This is a genomic window from Pseudomonas sp. CF161, from assembly GCF_000416215.1.
GTDB lineage: Bacteria > Pseudomonadota > Gammaproteobacteria > Pseudomonadales > Pseudomonadaceae > Aquipseudomonas.
This window is the reverse complement of the sequence record NZ_ATLP01000126.1, coordinates 227190-242945: the sequence shown is the minus strand read 5'-3', so window position 1 is coordinate 242945 and position 15756 is coordinate 227190. Positions and strand designations below refer to the sequence as shown.

General features: G+C 64.4%; 18 protein-coding genes. 9 read left to right on the top strand and 9 right to left on the bottom strand.

Annotation, left to right across the window (positions count from 1 at the left end):
* Positions 1-90 precede the first annotated feature (90 nt).
* The 4 genes from CF161_RS31360 to CF161_RS31345 form a co-directional block, all read right to left on the bottom strand.
* Positions 91-1362, bottom strand: coding sequence for a cystathionine gamma-synthase family protein (locus tag CF161_RS31360; protein WP_020300663.1), 1272 nt, complete (start codon positions 1360-1362; stop codon positions 91-93).
* A 184-nt stretch (positions 1363-1546) separates the two neighbouring features.
* Complete coding sequence (locus CF161_RS31355) at positions 1547-1906, bottom strand: hypothetical protein (RefSeq protein ID WP_020300662.1); 360 nt, start codon at positions 1904-1906, stop codon at positions 1547-1549.
* A 24-nt stretch (positions 1907-1930) separates the two neighbouring features.
* Positions 1931-2440, bottom strand: coding sequence for a hypothetical protein (locus tag CF161_RS31350; protein WP_156882763.1), 510 nt, complete (start codon positions 2438-2440; stop codon positions 1931-1933).
* Between the two features lie 82 nt (positions 2441-2522).
* On the bottom strand, positions 2523-3023 hold the full coding sequence (locus CF161_RS31345) for a hypothetical protein (protein WP_156882762.1): 501 nt from the start codon (positions 3021-3023) through the stop codon (positions 2523-2525).
* Between the two features lie 194 nt (positions 3024-3217).
* Here CF161_RS31345 and CF161_RS31340 point away from each other — a divergent pair, with 194 nt between their 5' ends.
* Entirely contained in the window at positions 3218-3751 is a 534-nt protein-coding gene (locus CF161_RS31340) for a DinB family protein (RefSeq protein ID WP_043231070.1), read from the top strand.
* On the opposite strand, the gene CF161_RS31335 is transcribed toward CF161_RS31340, so the two are convergent.
* Positions 3752-4063 (bottom strand): hypothetical protein, encoded by a 312-nt coding sequence (locus tag CF161_RS31335; RefSeq protein ID WP_043231025.1) that lies wholly within the window; start codon positions 4061-4063, stop codon positions 3752-3754. It lies immediately after the preceding gene.
* Positions 4064-4211: 148 nt separating this feature from the next.
* On the opposite strand from CF161_RS31335, the gene CF161_RS31330 reads away from it, so the two are divergent.
* Positions 4212-4448, top strand: a complete 237-nt coding sequence (locus CF161_RS31330) for a YceK/YidQ family lipoprotein (RefSeq protein ID WP_238596103.1) — start codon at positions 4212-4214, stop codon at positions 4446-4448.
* Between the two features lie 95 nt (positions 4449-4543).
* The gene (locus CF161_RS31325; protein WP_020300656.1) at positions 4544-4906 is read left to right on the top strand and encodes a YceK/YidQ family lipoprotein; all 363 of its coding nucleotides are present in this window, start codon (positions 4544-4546) and stop codon (positions 4904-4906) included.
* A gap of 16 nt (positions 4907-4922) precedes the next feature.
* Here the strand turns inward: CF161_RS31325 and CF161_RS31320 are convergent, their stop codons facing one another.
* Complete coding sequence (locus tag CF161_RS31320) at positions 4923-5678, bottom strand: EAL domain-containing protein (protein ID WP_043231022.1); 756 nt, start codon at positions 5676-5678, stop codon at positions 4923-4925.
* 218 nt (positions 5679-5896) lie between these two features.
* Here CF161_RS31320 and CF161_RS31315 point away from each other — a divergent pair, with 218 nt between their 5' ends.
* From CF161_RS31315 to CF161_RS31290, 6 genes are all read left to right on the top strand, one after another.
* Positions 5897-6898: an AraC family transcriptional regulator gene (locus CF161_RS31315; RefSeq protein WP_043231020.1), complete on the top strand. Its 1002-nt coding sequence runs from the start codon at positions 5897-5899 to the stop codon at positions 6896-6898.
* Positions 6899-7197: 299 nt separating this feature from the next.
* Positions 7198-7740 (top strand): cysteine hydrolase family protein, encoded by a 543-nt coding sequence (locus CF161_RS31310; RefSeq protein ID WP_020300653.1) that lies wholly within the window; start codon positions 7198-7200, stop codon positions 7738-7740.
* Positions 7741-7894: 154 nt separating this feature from the next.
* Positions 7895-8845 (top strand): 2-hydroxyacid dehydrogenase, encoded by a 951-nt coding sequence (locus CF161_RS31305; protein ID WP_020300652.1) that lies wholly within the window; start codon positions 7895-7897, stop codon positions 8843-8845.
* A 159-nt stretch (positions 8846-9004) separates the two neighbouring features.
* On the top strand, positions 9005-10072 hold the full coding sequence (locus CF161_RS31300) for a phosphotransferase family protein (protein WP_020300651.1): 1068 nt from the start codon (positions 9005-9007) through the stop codon (positions 10070-10072).
* Between the two features lie 31 nt (positions 10073-10103).
* Positions 10104-10871 carry an SDR family oxidoreductase gene (locus tag CF161_RS31295; RefSeq protein ID WP_020300650.1) on the top strand — a complete coding sequence of 256 codons (768 nt, stop codon included), beginning with the start codon at positions 10104-10106 and terminating at the stop codon, positions 10869-10871.
* A 150-nt stretch (positions 10872-11021) separates the two neighbouring features.
* Entirely contained in the window at positions 11022-12131 is a 1110-nt protein-coding gene (locus CF161_RS31290) for a Gfo/Idh/MocA family protein (RefSeq protein WP_020300649.1), read from the top strand.
* 26 nt (positions 12132-12157) lie between these two features.
* Here CF161_RS31290 and CF161_RS31285 read toward each other — a convergent pair whose 3' ends face one another.
* From CF161_RS31285 to CF161_RS31275, 3 genes are read right to left on the bottom strand one after another with little or no spacing between them, the layout of a single operon-like run.
* Positions 12158-13594 (bottom strand): FAD/NAD(P)-binding protein, encoded by a 1437-nt coding sequence (locus CF161_RS31285; protein ID WP_020300648.1) that lies wholly within the window; start codon positions 13592-13594, stop codon positions 12158-12160.
* A 13-nt stretch (positions 13595-13607) separates the two neighbouring features.
* Complete coding sequence (locus CF161_RS31280; protein WP_020300647.1) at positions 13608-14375, bottom strand: ABC transporter ATP-binding protein; 768 nt, start codon at positions 14373-14375, stop codon at positions 13608-13610.
* Between the two features lie 3 nt (positions 14376-14378).
* Positions 14379-15734, bottom strand: a complete 1356-nt coding sequence (locus CF161_RS31275) for an ABC transporter substrate-binding protein (RefSeq protein ID WP_020300646.1) — start codon at positions 15732-15734, stop codon at positions 14379-14381.
* Positions 15735-15756: the final 22 nt, after the last annotated feature.

Below are 15756 nucleotides of genomic sequence, written 5' to 3'. Positions count from 1 at the left end.
AAATCAAAGGCGATGCCGACAGGTTTTTATTTTTTTTGGCTCTTCATGGAGAACTCACGGCGACCTTGCCGTGAGGGGGTGTGGCTGAACTCAGTCGGCGGCCTCAACGCAGGGTTCGGCCTGGGATGTCTGGACCGCAGCGTCCGGCTGCAGTGAGCGTCTGACCCAGGCGAAAGCCTGCTTCAGGTCGGCGAGCAGATCGTCGGTGTCTTCAATGCCCACCGAGACCCGCACCAGGCCTTCGGAGATGCCCAGGGCCAGGCGCTCTTCGAGGGTGTTTTCAACATGACTGGTGGTGCGCGCCGGGCCGTAGATGGTTTCCACCGCCCCCAGGTTGCCGGCGCAATGGGCATAACGCAGGCGCGGCAGCAGCAGCTTGACCGTGTCCATGCCGCCCACCAGCACAAAGCTGACGATGGCGCCGAAGCCGCGCATCTGCGCACAGGCCACGGCGTGATTCGGGTGGTTGGGCAGCCCCGGGTAATTCACCGATTCCACCAGCGGCTCGCTGCCCAGGAACTCGGCCAGGGCCCGCGCGCTGTGTTGCTGCTGACGCACGCGCAGGGCCAGGGTCTTGATGCCGCGGATGATCAGGTACGCCGAAAACGGGTCGAGGGCGGCGCCGTTGATTTCCCGGTAGTGCCGCACCTGGGCCATCAGCGTTTCGCTGCCACACACCAGGCCGCCCAGCACATCGCCGTGGCCGCTGAGGAACTTGGTGGCGCTGTGGATCACCACGTCCACCCCGAGGGCCAGGGGGTTCTGGTTCAGCGGCGTGGCAAAGGTATTGTCGGCCACCACCAGCGCACCGACCTGTTTCGCCGCGGCCACCAGGCGCTGGATGTCGACGATTTTCAGGGTCGGGTTGGTCGGGGTCTCGAGGTACAGCACGTCGCAGCCCTTGGCGATTTCCCGTTCGATTTGCTGATGGTCGAAGGTTTCACACAGGGTCACCGCCACGCCCATGCGCGGCAGGAACTCTTCGAAAATCTTGTTGGTGCCGCCGTAGCTGTCCTTGGTCGAGACCACCCGTTGGCCATGCTGCAAAAAGCTGTAGAGCACGCTGCTGATGGCGGCCATGCCACTGCTGAAGGCCACGGCGGATTCGGCGTTTTCCAGGGCGCAGAGCTTGGCTTCCAGCACCTCCACCGTGGGGTTGCTCATGCGGCTGTAGATAAAGCCAGGGGCCTTGCCCAGCGCCACGTCGTACCACTGGTCGATGTCGTCGTAGCCGTAGGCGGCACTGGCGACAATCGGCGTCTGGGTGGCGTTGTAGGGGTGCTTGACCTGCTCGCCGCCCCAGACCACGCGGGTCCCGGTGCCGGCAGAGTGCAGCCCTGTGCTTTCAGGTTTCTTATTCATGGTGAAGGCTCACGCTAAAGGGCGCGCAGTCAGGAACTGCGCTGGATCTGCGGGCCAATATAGAGAAAAGCCCACGCCCCGAGAAACGATGTTATCGGGGCCAAAGGGGCGGTTTTTTTAATGGCTGAAAGGAGCCATGCACGCGTCTGGGATCAGGCTCCCAGCCCTCTCGGGCAAGGGGTGTTCAAGCGCCGAGCTGCACGGCTATCCACTGCGCGACTTGCTGCCGGATGTCGGCCAGCGCCGAGACATGGCCCACAATCACCCGCTCGGACTGCCCCTCTTTGTCGAGGTAAGAACTCAGTGGCTGAATGTCCTCGTCGAGCACCACCCTGAGGGTGTCGCCCGTGCGCTCATGTTTCGCGGAGAAGATCGGATTGCCGTCAAAAAACGGCTGGCCATTGGCGAAGGTGGTCTTGTAGTACGGCGTTTTCATCCGCGTGGCGTCTGCGTGCCGGCGCTTGATTTCAGCCTGGAAAAACTCGCTGAAGTGGCGCTCCAGCGCCTGGTAGACGGCGGTATCCGCCCGGTATTCATCGAACATGCTGTGCCCCTTGCTTGTGCTGCATCACGGCGCGGACCGCAAGATCCGCTGCACTTCCCTGACCACTCCCGGGTCGCGTTTTGCATGGCGGGCAATGACATCCAGCCCGAGGGCCACGCCCTCTCGACCTTCAGCGCTGGCGCTGCGAAAGACCTTTTTGAAAAAGGCCATGGCCTGGGGCTTTTCATAGTGCCGGGCAATCAGATCACCCAGGACCCAACACCCGTCCAGGTAGGTGTAGCGAGGGTAGTTTTCGCCGGCCACCTGCAACAACGCCTGTCGTTGCGCCAGCGACAACTGGTGCATGTCGGCGGCCAGGTTCACCAGGAAATACTCGATGCCGCGCTTATTGAACAACGCATCGACCCTGAGTATCTCCAGCAGCAGGGCAAACCCCGCGTCGGGGTAATGCTCATGACTCAAGGCCAGGCTGGCATGCTCGATGGCCAGTGCCTGCACGCGCTTGCCGACCTTCTTGCCGGTGGTGGCGTACAACGCGGCCCTGATGGTTGCTACTGCGACTGCGTCTTGCACAACACACTCCTTGGATTGTCATCGCCGTCCGGGGCAATCACTTTGATTTCGGGCCGGCATGCCGCTTATGGATAACGGCCGCTCAGCGATATTCCAGGACCCGGGTCCAGTCGCCCATGCCTTGGGCAAAGGTCCGGTCCGCGTGCAATAAAGCAACCGCGTCACGGTACAGCGGCATCTCGGCGATTGCCTGCTCATCCTCGGCACTCAACACCAGCGCCTTACCCTGCTTGTGCTCAAGCAGATACTGTTGCCCTGCCACGTAGTCGTAGGCATCGACGATGGCGCTTTCGGCTCCGCTCAAACTGGCGGGCGTGGCCTCGGAGAAAAACATCGCGAAATCGGCAAGCGCGTACAGGTAGAGGTTTCTCAGAATCTCGGCCGTGCCCGCGCCCTGCTCATCGACCACGGCTGCGTCTAGGGCAGAGTCCAGGGCCTGTGTGTTCAAGGTCGCAGTTCCCGCCGCCAGGCAGGCCCAGGCCTGATCGATAAAGCGATGCGCCTGCTGCGGCAGCATGATGCCCTGCCCTTCAAGCCAAAGCCCCAACCTGTCGAAGGCCTTGAGCAGGACAAACAGCGCCACCTTTTCCGAATCGTTCACAGTGTTCCCTCATCAACGTTTGCCGCGCAGGATAATTGACTGCGCCTGATCGCGTCCTGCGAATGATCGCCCGCCTGGCCTGCCTTGAAAAAAACCCGCTTATCTGTTGCGCCGCCATCCTGGGCGAGGCCAAGCTGTCGCCCTTGCCCAGCGACCACGACCTGCAGGACTGCACCATGACCCGCACCGAACACCTGTGCCTGATGGCCCGCTACAACCAGTGGATGAACCACAAGCTGTACACCGCGGCGATGACCCTGCCGGACAGCGCCATCACCCTCGATCGCCAAGCCTTTTTCGGCTCGATCCTCGGGACCTTGAATCACCTGCTGGCGGGGGACATCGTCTGGCTCAAGCGTTTTGCCGAACACCCGGCGCGCCACGGGGCACTGGAACCGCTGCGGCAGATGGCGCCGCCGGTGAATCTCAAGGCGTTGCTGGCGCCCGATATTCGGGCCCTGTGGCAACAGCGCCAGGCGCTGGACCAGGTGCTGCTCGACTGGACCCAGGCCCTGAGCGACACCGACCTCGACCACGACCTGCCATACCGCAACCTGCAAGGCGAGACCGGCGCGCGCAACCTCTACGCCCTGCTGCTGCATGTTTTCAATCACCAGACCCACCACCGGGGCCAGGCCACGACCCTGTTGACCCAGGCCGGGGTGGAGGTGGGCGATACCGACCTGGTGGGGTTGATCCCCGCGCGCTGATCAGCCTGCGGCCAGGCGCCCGAGCAGCAGCGGCAGCGCACTTTCGCGCCAGAACTCCGGGGAAATGCCGCCGCTGCTCATGCCGCCATGGGCAAAGGTTTCGACGAAGAAATGGCTTGGCGTGGCGAGGGGTTTGCCGGTCAGCCGCTCGAACGCCTGGCTGATCAAGTCCTCTAGCTCTGCGGCCGTTGTCGGCAGTGGCGTATTGGCAAAATGCGCGGCCATGGCCCGCCATAAATAGGGGTCGCCACGCAGACCCCAGGGCATGGGTTCTTCGCTAAATAACTCACCTGTGGTGCGGTAAATCGTCATCGCCAGCTGGCTCCCGGGGCTTAGTCGTTGATTGTGGGCGAACAATCTAGCGTCAAGCCCGGGCTTCTGCGACCATGCGCGCGGAAAAATCCGCTCGCTAAGGAATGGCCTCATCAAAACGCTCAATATCCTGCTCGTGCTCTGCCTGGTGTCCCTCACTGGCTGCGGCACCTTTATCGCCCGCCTCAGCTCCAACGCCAGCGGCTCGGGAACCTACCAGGGCACCTCGGCCAACGTCGCGCTGCTCACCACCTACGGCGCACGCGGCTACGACGGCTACGCCACGATCTTCTGCTGGTTCACCATCGTCTGCCCGGTCGTGGCCATCGTCACCTTGCCGGCCGATGTGGTGGTCGACACCGTGATGCTGCCCGTCGACGCCTGACCTGCGTTCAACCCGTGGCTCGCCCGGCACTGCACCGGGCGTTTTGCTGTCCGGCCTTGCACCCTGGAAACCTCATCATCAAGATTCTCACCCGCTTGCTACTGCTCAATACGTTGCTGCTTTCCGGCTGCGGCACTTACATGGCCCGGGTTCCGGGGACCTACGACTGGCGCGACGACCGCTATTACCGCGGCACCAAGACCAGCGCCCAGTTGCTCACCGGGTACGAGATGGGCTACGGCAAAATCCTGCGCGGCATTTGCTGGGTCACGGTGGTGTGCCCGGTGTATATCGTCGTCACCCTGCCGGCGGATGCGCTGATCGACACCGTGCTGCTGCCTTACGATGCGGTCCAGCCCGAGCGGCCGAAAATGCAGCCCGACAACTACGACCCCGGCCCCGTGCCCCCGCTGACGCCCGAGGAGATATACGAGCTGCAGCACCCATCGGGACACTGACAGCTGCGGTCGGACCTCAGGTGGTCAGCTGGCGATCACGCAAGCGACAGCTGGCGCCCAGGGCGTCGGCCCGGGGCCGGCCGAACAGGTAACCCTGGCCCCACTCGCTGCCGCAGGCGGTGGCCAGGGCCAGGTCGGCCTCGGTCTCGATGCCTTCGATAATCACGCAGGGCGCCAGGGTCTTGCACAGTTGCACCAGGTGGCCGAGGGTCTGGGCGCTGTTGGTTTCCAGGCGGGCGCGCTGCAGGTAGCCCTGATCGATCTTGACGATGTCGGGGCGGGTCTTGCGGATAAATTCCAGGGTGCCCAGGCCCGAGCCGAAATCGTCGATGGCCACCCGGCAACCCAGCTCGCGCAGGCACAGGACAAACTCGATGGCCGCCCCGGTGCTGGGCGGTCGGGCGCTTTCAGTGATCTCGATCACCAGCCGCGAGGCCACCGAGGGCGTGCCGCGCAGCTGGGTCAGAATCTCCTGCCAGAAGGTGTCGATGATCGCGCTCTGCGCAGAGATGTTGCAGCCCAGGCGCAGGTGCTCATCGACCTGCAACCGGTCGATCACGCACTGCACCACGCTGCGGTCGAGGTCGCGCATCATCTGGTGCTGCTCCATCAGGGCGAAGGGATAACTCTCGGGCCCCTGGGCATCGGCACGGCGCAGCAATCCCTCCTGATACAGCACGCGGCTGCTGCCCGGCAGCCACACCACGGGCTGGAAAGCCAGCAGCAACTGGCCCCGTGACAGCTCCCGGTAAAAGTCCCTGACTCTTTGCATGACACGTCCATAGGCAGGGCCACGGCGAGTTGCGCGCCACAGCCATGGTTGATTGCCGGCCATGATCGACCCTCGGGGAGCTGCCCGGAAGTGTTCCCGGGTACCTTTCGCTTGTCCTGGGAAACGCGCACACCCGGTTAATCGACTGCGGCCATTTGTTTATTGCGATCATGCAACGGCCCGCGCGATATCACTTAGCCACTAGTCCAGGAAGAACTATGCACAGAATGACCAGCGCCAGTTTTCGGGTGCTTGCCCATGCCCTGAGTGATGCAGGAGCCAACGTTGACGCTCTGCTCAAGCATTTCGACAGTGGCGAGGACATCTATGCAAACCCCAAGGGCGTCAGGCTGGAACTGGTCTACAAGGTCATGGAAGAAGCGGTACAACGCACCGGCAATGCCGACCTCGGGCTGTTGGCCTACACCCGCGCGCACCCGGCCAACCTGGAGGTGCTGGGTTACGCGGTGATGTCATGCGCGACCCTGGGCGCGGCCCTGCAGCGGCTGGTGGATTACCACTCGCTGATCAGCAATGGCTTTTGCATGTGCCTGGAGCGCAAGCCCCACGCGTTGAAGCTGATCGGCTTCGACATCACCAACGAACCCTCGCTGACCCCGCGGCCGTTTATCGACGCCGGCGCCGCGCAGACCCTGGGCCTGGTGCACTGGCTGCTGCCCAACCACAAACCCCAGCCCCTGGCGGCGGCCTTCACCTACCCCGAACCTGAGGACACCCGCCTGTTGCGGCGCCTGCTGGGCAACAACCTGCAGTTCGACGCCCCGCACAACAGCCTGACCTTCAGCGCCAGCGATTGCGCGATCGCCCTGCCCAGCGCCGACCCGGCCCTGGACGTGCTGCATGTGGAATACGCCCGCACCCGCCTCAACCAACTGCTCAGCGGCTCGATGACCGCTCAGGTGCGGCGCGTGCTGTCCGAGCGGCTGGCCCAGGGCGGGTCGAGCAACCTGGACCATATCGCCCAGGTGGTGGGCGTCAGCGCCCGCAGCCTGCAACGGCGGCTGGGGGATGAAGACATGCACTTCTCGGCGCTGCAGGACGAGGCGCGGCTGATGCTTGCCCATAACTTCCTGCGCAACTCGACCCGCAGCGTCAAATACATCGGCGCCCTGCTGGGCTTTCGCGACCAGAGCAGCTTTCACAAAGCCTGCCTGCGCTGGTTCGGCATGACCCCGGGGCGCTATCGCGCACGCAATTGAAGGCTGATTGCCCTGGCCCAATGCCGGCGCTCTCCGGGGCCAGCGCAGCCTCGCGGGCTCGGCAGCGGCTACAGGCGGTGGGAATGGCGTGCGCGCCGTTGACAGCCCTGGGGCGCCGGCGGCATGATCGGCCCCCATGAATATTTACGCGCTCAACCCCACCTCCACCACCACGACTGCCTTCGGCGGGTCGGATGGTGGCTGCGAGAGTTGAATACAGCGCAGTGACACCAAGGCCCCGCCAGCAATGGACGGGGCCTTTTGTTTCTCCGTCCAGCTGGCTTTCAAGGAGAAACACCATGCCATCAGCCCAAGCCAAGCGCCCTGCCCTGCTGGTCGTCGACATGCAAGTCGGACTGTTCAACGGCCCGGACAAACCTTTCGAACGCGAACGCGTGCTGGAAAACATCAACCAACTGGTCCGCCGCGCCCGCCAGGCCGGCGTGCCGATCTTCGCCGTGCGCCATACCGGCCCGGCCGAGTCGCCGATTCATGCCGGCAGCCCGCTGTGGCAATTGCTGCCGACCCTGGAGCTGGATGAGCAACACGACACCCTGTTCGACAAGACCCGGCCCAACTGCTTCTTCGGCACCGAACTGGCCGAGCGCCTGCACGCTGCCGACATCAGCCAATTGGTGATCGTCGGCATGAAGACTCAATACTGCATCGACAGCACCTGCCGCGCCGCCGCGGACCTGGGTTTTGCGCCCGTGCTGGTGGCCGATGCCCACACGTGCATGGACACCCCCGTGCTGACGGCCAAGGCGATCATCGATCACCACAACGCCACCCTCAACGGGGCTTTCGTCCGCCTGGAAAACACCGTGGATATCGCGTTCTGACGCCACCTGCGATCAGCCCGCCGCCCTGGCGGGCTTTTCCCCGAGGCCTGATGGCGAGGCCTCTGGCCTGAAGCTTTGCGCAGCGACGGCGATTGCCAAACGGCCCCTCAACCAGCACTCTTGAGCGCCCTGTCCTCCGCCTCAGGAACCCGCCATGCCCGCCACTGTTCTGGTCCTGGTTGAAACCATCAATGAATACCTGCCCATTCTCGAAGCCCAGGGTTTTCACCTGATCCTGGCGCCCACCCCCAGTGAGCGCGCCCAAGCCATCAAGACCCATGCCGGGCAGATCAACGCCGTGCTGACCCGTGGCCCGCTGGGCCTGCATGCCGAAGAAATCGCCGCCTTGCCGCACCTGGAAATCATCTGCGTGATCGGCGCCGGTTATGAGCAGGTCGACCTGCAGGCCGCCAGCAACCGCGGGATTGCCGTGACCAATGGCGCCGGAGTCAACGCCTCGTCGGTGGCCGACCATGCCCTGGCGTTGCTGCTGAGCCTGGTGCGTGACATTCCCCGGGCCGATGCCGCTGTGCGCCGTGGTGAATGGCCCAAGGTCATGCGCCCGTCCCTGGCCGGCAAGCGCCTGGGGATTCTCGGCCTGGGCGCGGTGGGCCTGGCCATCGCCAAACGCTGCGCCCTGGGCTTTGACATGAGCGTGAGCTACCACAACCGCCGGCCGCGCACCGACCTGCCCTACCACTATTGCGAAACCCCGGCCGAGCTGGCGCGCCAATCGGATTACCTGGTCATCGCCACCCCGGGCGGCGCCGACACCCGGCAGTTGATCGACAAACAAGTGCTGGCGACCCTTGGGCCCGATGGCTTTCTGGTGAACATCGCCCGCGCCAGCGTGGTCGACAGCGCCGCCCTGCTGCACGCCCTGGAGCAGCGCAGCATCGCCGGCGCGGCCCTCGATGTGTTCGATGACGAGCCCCAGGTTCCCGAGGGGTTGAAGGTGTTGCACAACGTGGTGCTGACGCCCCATGTCGCCGGCCATTCGCCGGAAGCCGCCCGCGACACCGTGGAAATGGTCGGTAAAAACCTGCTGGCCTACTTCTCGGGCCAACCCCTGCTGACGCCCCTCACCCTGCCTGCGCCGAACTGAACTAGAGTGAGGCCTGGGGTTTTCAAACGCTTGTATCAAAAGCAATGATTGCCCGGCAACACGCTCACCTATAAAGGCCCGCCACGATTGTGGCGGCCCGGTGTGCGCATTAGATTAGCCAATAATCTCTGGCCTCCAGAATAAGCAGAAGGGATAAGCATGGCGCTTACTGACCAGTCCACCCGTACTCGTTCCGGCGAAGAACTTGATGCCAACCTGATCGATCCGTACCTCAAGGCGCATATTCCGGGCCTTAGCGGTACGCCGCAGATCAGCCAGTTTCCGGGTGGCGCTTCGAACCTCACCTACTTGCTGGAATACCCGGAACAGGAGTTCGTCCTGCGCCGCCCGCCCTTCGGCCACAAGGCCAAGTCGGCCCATGACATGGGCCGCGAGTACCGCATTCTCAATCAGCTCAAAGACGGTTTCCCCTACTGCCCCAAAGCCTATGTGCACTGCACCGATGAGTCGCTGATCGGCGCCGAGTTCTATGTGATGGAACGGGTCAAGGGCATCATCCTGCGCTCGGACCTGCCGCCGGAGCTGGGCCTGGACCCGAGCCAGACCCAAGCCCTGTGCAAGAGCTTTATCGACAAGTTCGTCGAACTGCATCGCGTGGACTACAGCGCCTGCGGCCTGGCCGACCTGGGCAAGCCTGAAGGCTATGTCAAACGCCAGACCGGCGGCTGGAGCGACCGCTACGAGAAAGCCCTGACCCCCGACGCGCCGAAATGGGAAGCAGTGAAAGCCTGGCTCAACGACAAGATGCCGGCCGACCACCCGACCTCGAGCATCGTGCACAACGACTACCGCTTCGACAACGTGATCCTCGACCCGGCCAACCCGATGCAGATCATCGGCGTGCTCGACTGGGAGCTGACCACCCTCGGCGATCCGCTGATGGACCTGGGCAACACCCTGGCCTACTGGATCGAAGCCGGCGACCCGCCAGCGGTGCAACTGATGCGCCGGCAACCGAGCAACGCCCCGGGCATGCTGACCCGCCAGCAGTTCGTCGATTACTACGCCGAGCGCTCAGGCATCGAGATCGGCAACTTCGACTTCTATTACACCTACGGCCTGTTCCGCCTGGCGGGCATCGTGCAGCAGATCTACTACCGCTTCTTCCACGGTCAGACCCAGGACAAACGCTTCGCGCAGTTCATTCACATGAACAAACTGCTGGAGCAGATGAGCCTGCAAGTGATCCAGAAATCCAGCCTCTGATGGCGCCCCTCGCCCATAACAAGGAATAACCATGTCCAAGACTCAGTTGTTCGACCTCGACGGCAAGATCGCTTTCGTTTCCGGCGCCAGCCGCGGTATCGGTGAAGCCATCGCCAAGCTTCTGGCCCAGCAAGGTGCCCACGTGATTGTTTCGAGCCGCAAGCTCGAAGGCTGCCAGCACGTGGCCGATGCCATCATCGCCGACGGCGGCAAGGCCACGGCGATTGCCTGCCACATCGGGGAAATGGAGCAGATCAGCCAGGTCTTCGCCGGCATTCGCGAGCAATTCGGGCGCCTGGATATCCTGGTCAACAACGCGGCCACCAACCCGCAGTTCTGCAACGTGCTGGACACCGACCTGGGCGCGTTCCAGAAAACCGTCGACGTGAACATTCGCGGCTATTTCTTCATGTCGGTGGAAGCCGGCAAGCTGATGCGCGACAACGGGGGTGGCAGCATCATCAACGTGGCGTCGATCAATGGCATCTCGCCGGGGATCTTCCAGGGCATCTACTCGGTGACCAAGGCCGCGGTGATCAACATGACCAAGGTCTTCGCCAAGGAATGCGCGCAGTTCGGCATCCGTTGCAACGCCCTGCTACCGGGCCTGACCGACACCAAATTCGCCTCGGCCCTGGTGAAGAATGACGCCATCCTCAAGACCGCACTGGCGCAAATCCCCCTCAAGCGTGTGGCCGATCCCAGCGAAATGGCCGGCGCCGTGCTGTACCTGGCCAGCGATGCCTCCAGCTACACCACCGGCGTGGCCTTGAATGTGGATGGCGGGTTCCTTTCCTGAGTTCATCTGCTGTCTGCTCCGGCCAGCGCCGCCTCGCTGGCTCGGCAGCGGCTACAGGCACATGTGAATTTTTATTCCACGGATTGCAATTAAAGAATATTTATTCCATAAATAGCCCTTCTTAAAATAAAAATTCTGAAGGGCGCGGCTATGCATGAGCTTGGAATTGGTCTGATCGGCACCGGTTTTATGGGCCGGGCCCACGCCTTGGCGTTTCGTAATGTGAGCGCGGTGTTCGAGTTGCCGATGCGTCTGCACCTGGCCGCGCTGGCCGATGCCGATGGCCAGCGAGCCGAGCACTGCGCGGCGGCCTGGGGGTTTGAGCGGGCCCACGGCGACTGGCAGCAGTTGATCGCCAACCCCCAGGTGCAGCTGGTGGCCATCACCACCCCCAACCACCTGCACTTCCCCATGACGATGGCTGCGCTGGCCGCCGGCAAGGCGGTGTATTGCGAAAAGCCGCTGGCGGTCAGCGTCGAGCAGGCCGAACAGATGCAGCAGGCGGCCAAGACCGCTGGCGTGGTGACCCGGGTCGGCTACAACTACCAGCACAACCCGATGATCGTCCGCGCTCGCGAGCTGATCGAGGGCGGCGAACTGGGGCAGTTGCTCAGTTTCCAGGGTGAGTTCAGCGAAGACTTCATGGCCGACCCGGCATCGCCCTGGTCCTGGCGCTGCGACCCGCAGCACGCCGGCGGCGCCCTGGCCGACCTCGGCAGCCATCTGCTGGCCATGGCCCGCTACCTGATGGGCCCGGTCAGCGCTGTATGCGCCGACACCCAGACCGTGCACCACCAGCGCCCGGCCAGCAGCGGCAGCCAGGAACAACGGCCGATTGCCGTGGACGATCAGGCCCACGCCCTGTTGCGTTTCGCCAACGGTGCCCGGGGTACGTTCAGCAGCAGTTGGCTCAAGCACGGCTACAAAAACCACCTGAGCTTCGAGATCAGCGGCACTCGCGGCACCCTGGCCTTCGACCAGGAACGACTCAACGAACTGCGGCTGTACCGCGCCGGCGAAGCGGGATTCCAGCGCCTGCTGGCCGGCCCCGACCTGCAAGGCTACGCCGCCTTCAGCCCCGCTCCCGGTCACCAGCTGGGTTACAACGAACTGAAGACCCTGGAGGTCCACGAGCTGCTGATGGCCGTGGCCGGCCAGGGCCTGGGCGGCACCGACTTCCAGGAGGCCTGGGAAGTCGAGCGCCTGGCCACGGCCATCCGCCTCGCGGCCCTGGAACAACGCTGGGTCAGCCTGCCGTAGCGCTCAACGTAGCCGCTACAGGGTGGTTACAGGGGCAGCGCAGCCAGGCGTGCCGCCAGGTGCTTGGCCTGGAGGGCGACGTCGGTCACGGCGGTGCTTTCCCACCACAGGCCACGCAGTGGCGGGCCCATGGCGAACAGCCGACCGGACACCTGCCCCTGGGCATCCAGTACTGCGCCACCGGGGTCGGCGGCAATTCCCAGGGCCAGCGGCCCGGGCTGGATCAGGCCCCGGGCCAGCAATTGCCGGGGCAGCGCGCGCGCCACCCGGCGCCAGTCGTATTCGATACCGCTGGAGTTGATCAGCGCATCACCCGGCACCTGGGTGGTGTGCGACTCCCCACGGCGCCGGATGCGAATTGCCAGCCCCCCATCCGCTCCAGGCTCCAGGCCCTGGAACGACGCCGCGTGGATCCGCAACCGGCCCTGCTCATGCAGCCGCGCCACCAACTCGGCACTCAAGGGCGGCGAGCGATGGTGATGGCTCTCCCACCAGGGCCGTACATGACGCACGAACTGCCGACGCTGGCGGTCGCTGGCCTGACTCCATAAACGGCCGATATGGGCGCGCACCGTGTCCAACGGTGCCTGCCAGTCGATCCCCTGGGCAATCGCCGCCGTGCATTGGCGGCGCAGTTCGCGCAGCAATTGGCGGGGGCTGCGAATGCTCGGGTCCCGGGCCAGGAAGTCTTCCCAGGCCGGCGGCTGGCGCCGGACATGGGGCAGCAGGCCATGGCGGGAAAACACCTCGATCGGCCCGCGATGCCCGGCCTGCTCCAGGGACACCACGGCATCGACCATGGTCAACCCGGAGCCGATGATCAGTACCCTCGCCTGCGGGTCCAGCCGCGCCATGGCCTGCACATCCCAGGGGTCCAGCGCCGCCGCGTTCAAGCCGCTGGATTCGGTCTGCGGCGTGCGCGCAGCGGGAAACATGCCAGTGGCCAGCACCCCATAGGCGCCTCGCAATTGGCGCCCATCGGCCAGGGTCAGCAACGTGCCGTCGGCATCGATCTCAAGGTCCACCACTTCGCCACGGACATGGCGCACGCTCGATCCCTGCTGCGCCCCGAGCGCTTCGGCTTGGGCCAGCCAGTGCTGGGCATACAGGCCAAAAATGCCCCGCGGCGGAAACAACTCGCTGATCGGCACCCCTTGCTCGTGGGCCTCGGGCCAGCCGCCGTCGGCCAGGTAGCGGGTCAGCCATTGGGTCAGGTCGTCGGCGTTGTCCGGGTCGACGCTCATGCGCGCGGCGTTGCCGTTCAGGGTATGGCCCAACTCCATCGCGCTGTAGGCCTCGCCGCGCCCCAGCTCGCTGCGCGATTCGAGCACCACCACCCGGCGCCGTCCCGGCAAGCGCAACAGCTGCCCGGCGAGCAAGGCGCCGCTGAGCCCGCCACCGACAATCAGGATATCGGCGCTGCCGGTCTCGGGGTGGGCCTGGGCGTTGTGTGGTTCGCTCATGGGGTTCTCACGGTCAGTGTTTACCTAGGTAGAAATCATGCAGGTCGCCCCGGGCCAGCAGCTCGTCGGCGCTGCCCGACAGCACCACGCGCCCGGTGTCGAGCACGTAGGCACTGGAGGCATATTTGAGCGCCACATTAATGTTTTGCTCGGCGATCAGAAAGCTCACCTGCGCCTCGCGATTGAGCTGGGCGACGATCTGAAAAATCTCCTGGACGATAATAGGCGCCAAACCCATGGACGGTTCGTCGAGCAGTACCAAAGTAGGACGGGTCATCAGCGCGCGGCCGATGGCGACCATCTGCTGTTCGCCGCCGGAGGTCAGGCCGGCCTGGGTCTTGCGCTTGGTTTTCAGCCGCGGGAACCAGGCATAGATCCGCTCCAGGTCCTGAGCCAGCTCGCGCCGGCTCAGGCCCCGGACAAAACCACCGCTGCGCAGGTTGTCTTCCACCGTCAACTGCGGGAACACATGGCGCCCCTCCAGCACGTGGACCATGCCCTGGCGCACCCGGTGGCTGGGGTCGACCCCCGCAGTGTCGCGGCCGAGAAACTCGATGCTGCCCCGGCTGACCTCCGCGCGCTCGGCCCGCACCAGCCCGGAGATGGCCTTGAGCGTGGTGCTCTTGCCCGCGCCGTTGGCCCCGAGCAAGGCGACGATACCGCCCCTGGGCACGCTCAGGGAGACCCCGGCCACGGCCAGAATCGCGCCGTCGTAGATCACTTCAATGTCCCGGACCTGCAACAACGGGTCGCTCGAAACGGCGCTGGCGGCGTGGCTCATGGCTTATTCATCCCCGGTGCAGGTGCGCGGCGTGAGGTTTTTTTCCTTGGCGAAGGCCGCCGACTTTTCGTCGATCAGTGGCCGCAGCAAGGCGCGGTCGGCGGCGATCCATTCACTGACCAGGGTCCACTGGCTGCCGTCCCACTGCTGCACCCGGGCCGAACCGCCGCCTTCGTGGTCACGGCAGGAGAGCTTGAGGTTCTGCATCAGGCCCAGGTAACCCATGGCCTTGAGCCGCGCATCGTCGATATTCAGATGCTCCAGGCCCCAGCGCCCTTCCTCGCCGTTGAGCGGGCGCTTGCCGAACTTGCCCTGGGCGGTGCGGATCGCCTCCACCGCCACGGCGGCATTCACCAGCCCGGAGTTGTAGTAGACGCTGCCGAAGTTTTTCAGGTCCTTGAGGTCACTCTTGCCCGGGTCGAGGATGTGCTGCTTGAGGCGCTTGTGGATCTCGAAATCGCTGCCCGCCGGGTACGGGGTCAAGGCCAGGTAGCCCTTGGCCGCCGCGCCGGCCGGCAGTACGTCTTCGCTGGAACTGGCCCAGATATCGCCGACGATATGCTCCACCGGAAAGCCGAAGCGCGCCGCGGTCTTCACCGCCACCGGGGTCGACACGCCCCAGGTCCGCAGGAACACCCAGTCCGGGTTCAACTGACGGATCTGCCGCCACTGCGCCGACTGCTCGTTGCCCGGGTCGGCCACCGGGATCTGGATATTCTCGAAGCCGTATTTCTCCGCCAGCAATTTCAGCGGGCCGAGGGTTTCGCGGCCATAGGCCGAGTCGTGGTAGACGGTGGCGATCTTCTTGCCCTTGAGCTTGTCGAAGCCGCCTTCGCGCTGGGCGATGTAGTTCACCAGGGTCGAGGCTTCGCTGTAGAAGGTCAGCATCACCGGAAAGTTATAGGGGAACACCGTGCCGTCGGTGGCCTCGGTGCGCCCGTAGCCGAGGGTGATCAGCGGGATCTTGTCGACCTCCGCGCGCTCACTCAGGGCATAGGCCGCCGGTGCGCCGTTGGGCTGGTAGACCGCGACCGGCGCCCCATCCAGACCGTTCTTGAAGCGCTCATAACATTCGATGCCCTTCTCCGCCGTCCATTCGGTCTCGCATTCCTGCCAGACCAGCTTGACCCCGTTGATCCCGCCTTCGACCTGGTTGATGTAGTTCAGGTAGTCGATCATCCCGGCCCAGACCTGCACGCCGCTGGAGGCGTACGCCCCGACCCGGTAGGTGGCCAGGGGGAAAAACTGCTGGTCCGGCGCGGCCTGGGCCGCAGGCACCACACTGGCAAACGCCGCGAGCGCCAGGGCGGCGCGGGCCAGGCGGATTTTCAGGGAAGTCGCTCTCAAGGATGCACGCATAGTGGTTCTCTAACGAAATAGG

What these genes read in the sequence shown, in the direction of transcription:
- CF161_RS31355 (WP_020300662.1), bottom strand. Translation starts at nt 1,906, where the DNA reads ATGTTCGATGAATACCGGGCGGATACCGCCGTCTACCAGGCGCTGGAG.
- CF161_RS31340 (WP_043231070.1), top strand. Translation starts at nt 3,218, where the DNA reads ATGACCCGCACCGAACACCTGTGCCTGATGGCCCGCTACAACCAGTGG.
- CF161_RS31290 (WP_020300649.1), top strand. Translation starts at nt 11,022, where the DNA reads ATGCATGAGCTTGGAATTGGTCTGATCGGCACCGGTTTTATGGGCCGG.
- CF161_RS31360 (WP_020300663.1), bottom strand. Translation starts at nt 1,362, where the DNA reads ATGAATAAGAAACCTGAAAGCACAGGGCTGCACTCTGCCGGCACCGGG.
- CF161_RS31305 (WP_020300652.1), top strand. Translation starts at nt 7,895, where the DNA reads ATGCCCGCCACTGTTCTGGTCCTGGTTGAAACCATCAATGAATACCTG.
- CF161_RS31335 (WP_043231025.1), bottom strand. Translation starts at nt 4,063, where the DNA reads ATGACGATTTACCGCACCACAGGTGAGTTATTTAGCGAAGAACCCATG.
- CF161_RS31295 (WP_020300650.1), top strand. Translation starts at nt 10,104, where the DNA reads ATGTCCAAGACTCAGTTGTTCGACCTCGACGGCAAGATCGCTTTCGTT.
- CF161_RS31320 (WP_043231022.1), bottom strand. Translation starts at nt 5,678, where the DNA reads ATGCAAAGAGTCAGGGACTTTTACCGGGAGCTGTCACGGGGCCAGTTG.
- CF161_RS31275 (WP_020300646.1), bottom strand. Translation starts at nt 15,734, where the DNA reads ATGCGTGCATCCTTGAGAGCGACTTCCCTGAAAATCCGCCTGGCCCGC.
- CF161_RS31300 (WP_020300651.1), top strand. Translation starts at nt 9,005, where the DNA reads ATGGCGCTTACTGACCAGTCCACCCGTACTCGTTCCGGCGAAGAACTT.
- CF161_RS31280 (WP_020300647.1), bottom strand. Translation starts at nt 14,375, where the DNA reads ATGAGCCACGCCGCCAGCGCCGTTTCGAGCGACCCGTTGTTGCAGGTC.
- CF161_RS31315 (WP_043231020.1), top strand. Translation starts at nt 5,897, where the DNA reads ATGCACAGAATGACCAGCGCCAGTTTTCGGGTGCTTGCCCATGCCCTG.
- CF161_RS31310 (WP_020300653.1), top strand. Translation starts at nt 7,198, where the DNA reads ATGCCATCAGCCCAAGCCAAGCGCCCTGCCCTGCTGGTCGTCGACATG.
- CF161_RS31285 (WP_020300648.1), bottom strand. Translation starts at nt 13,594, where the DNA reads ATGAGCGAACCACACAACGCCCAGGCCCACCCCGAGACCGGCAGCGCC.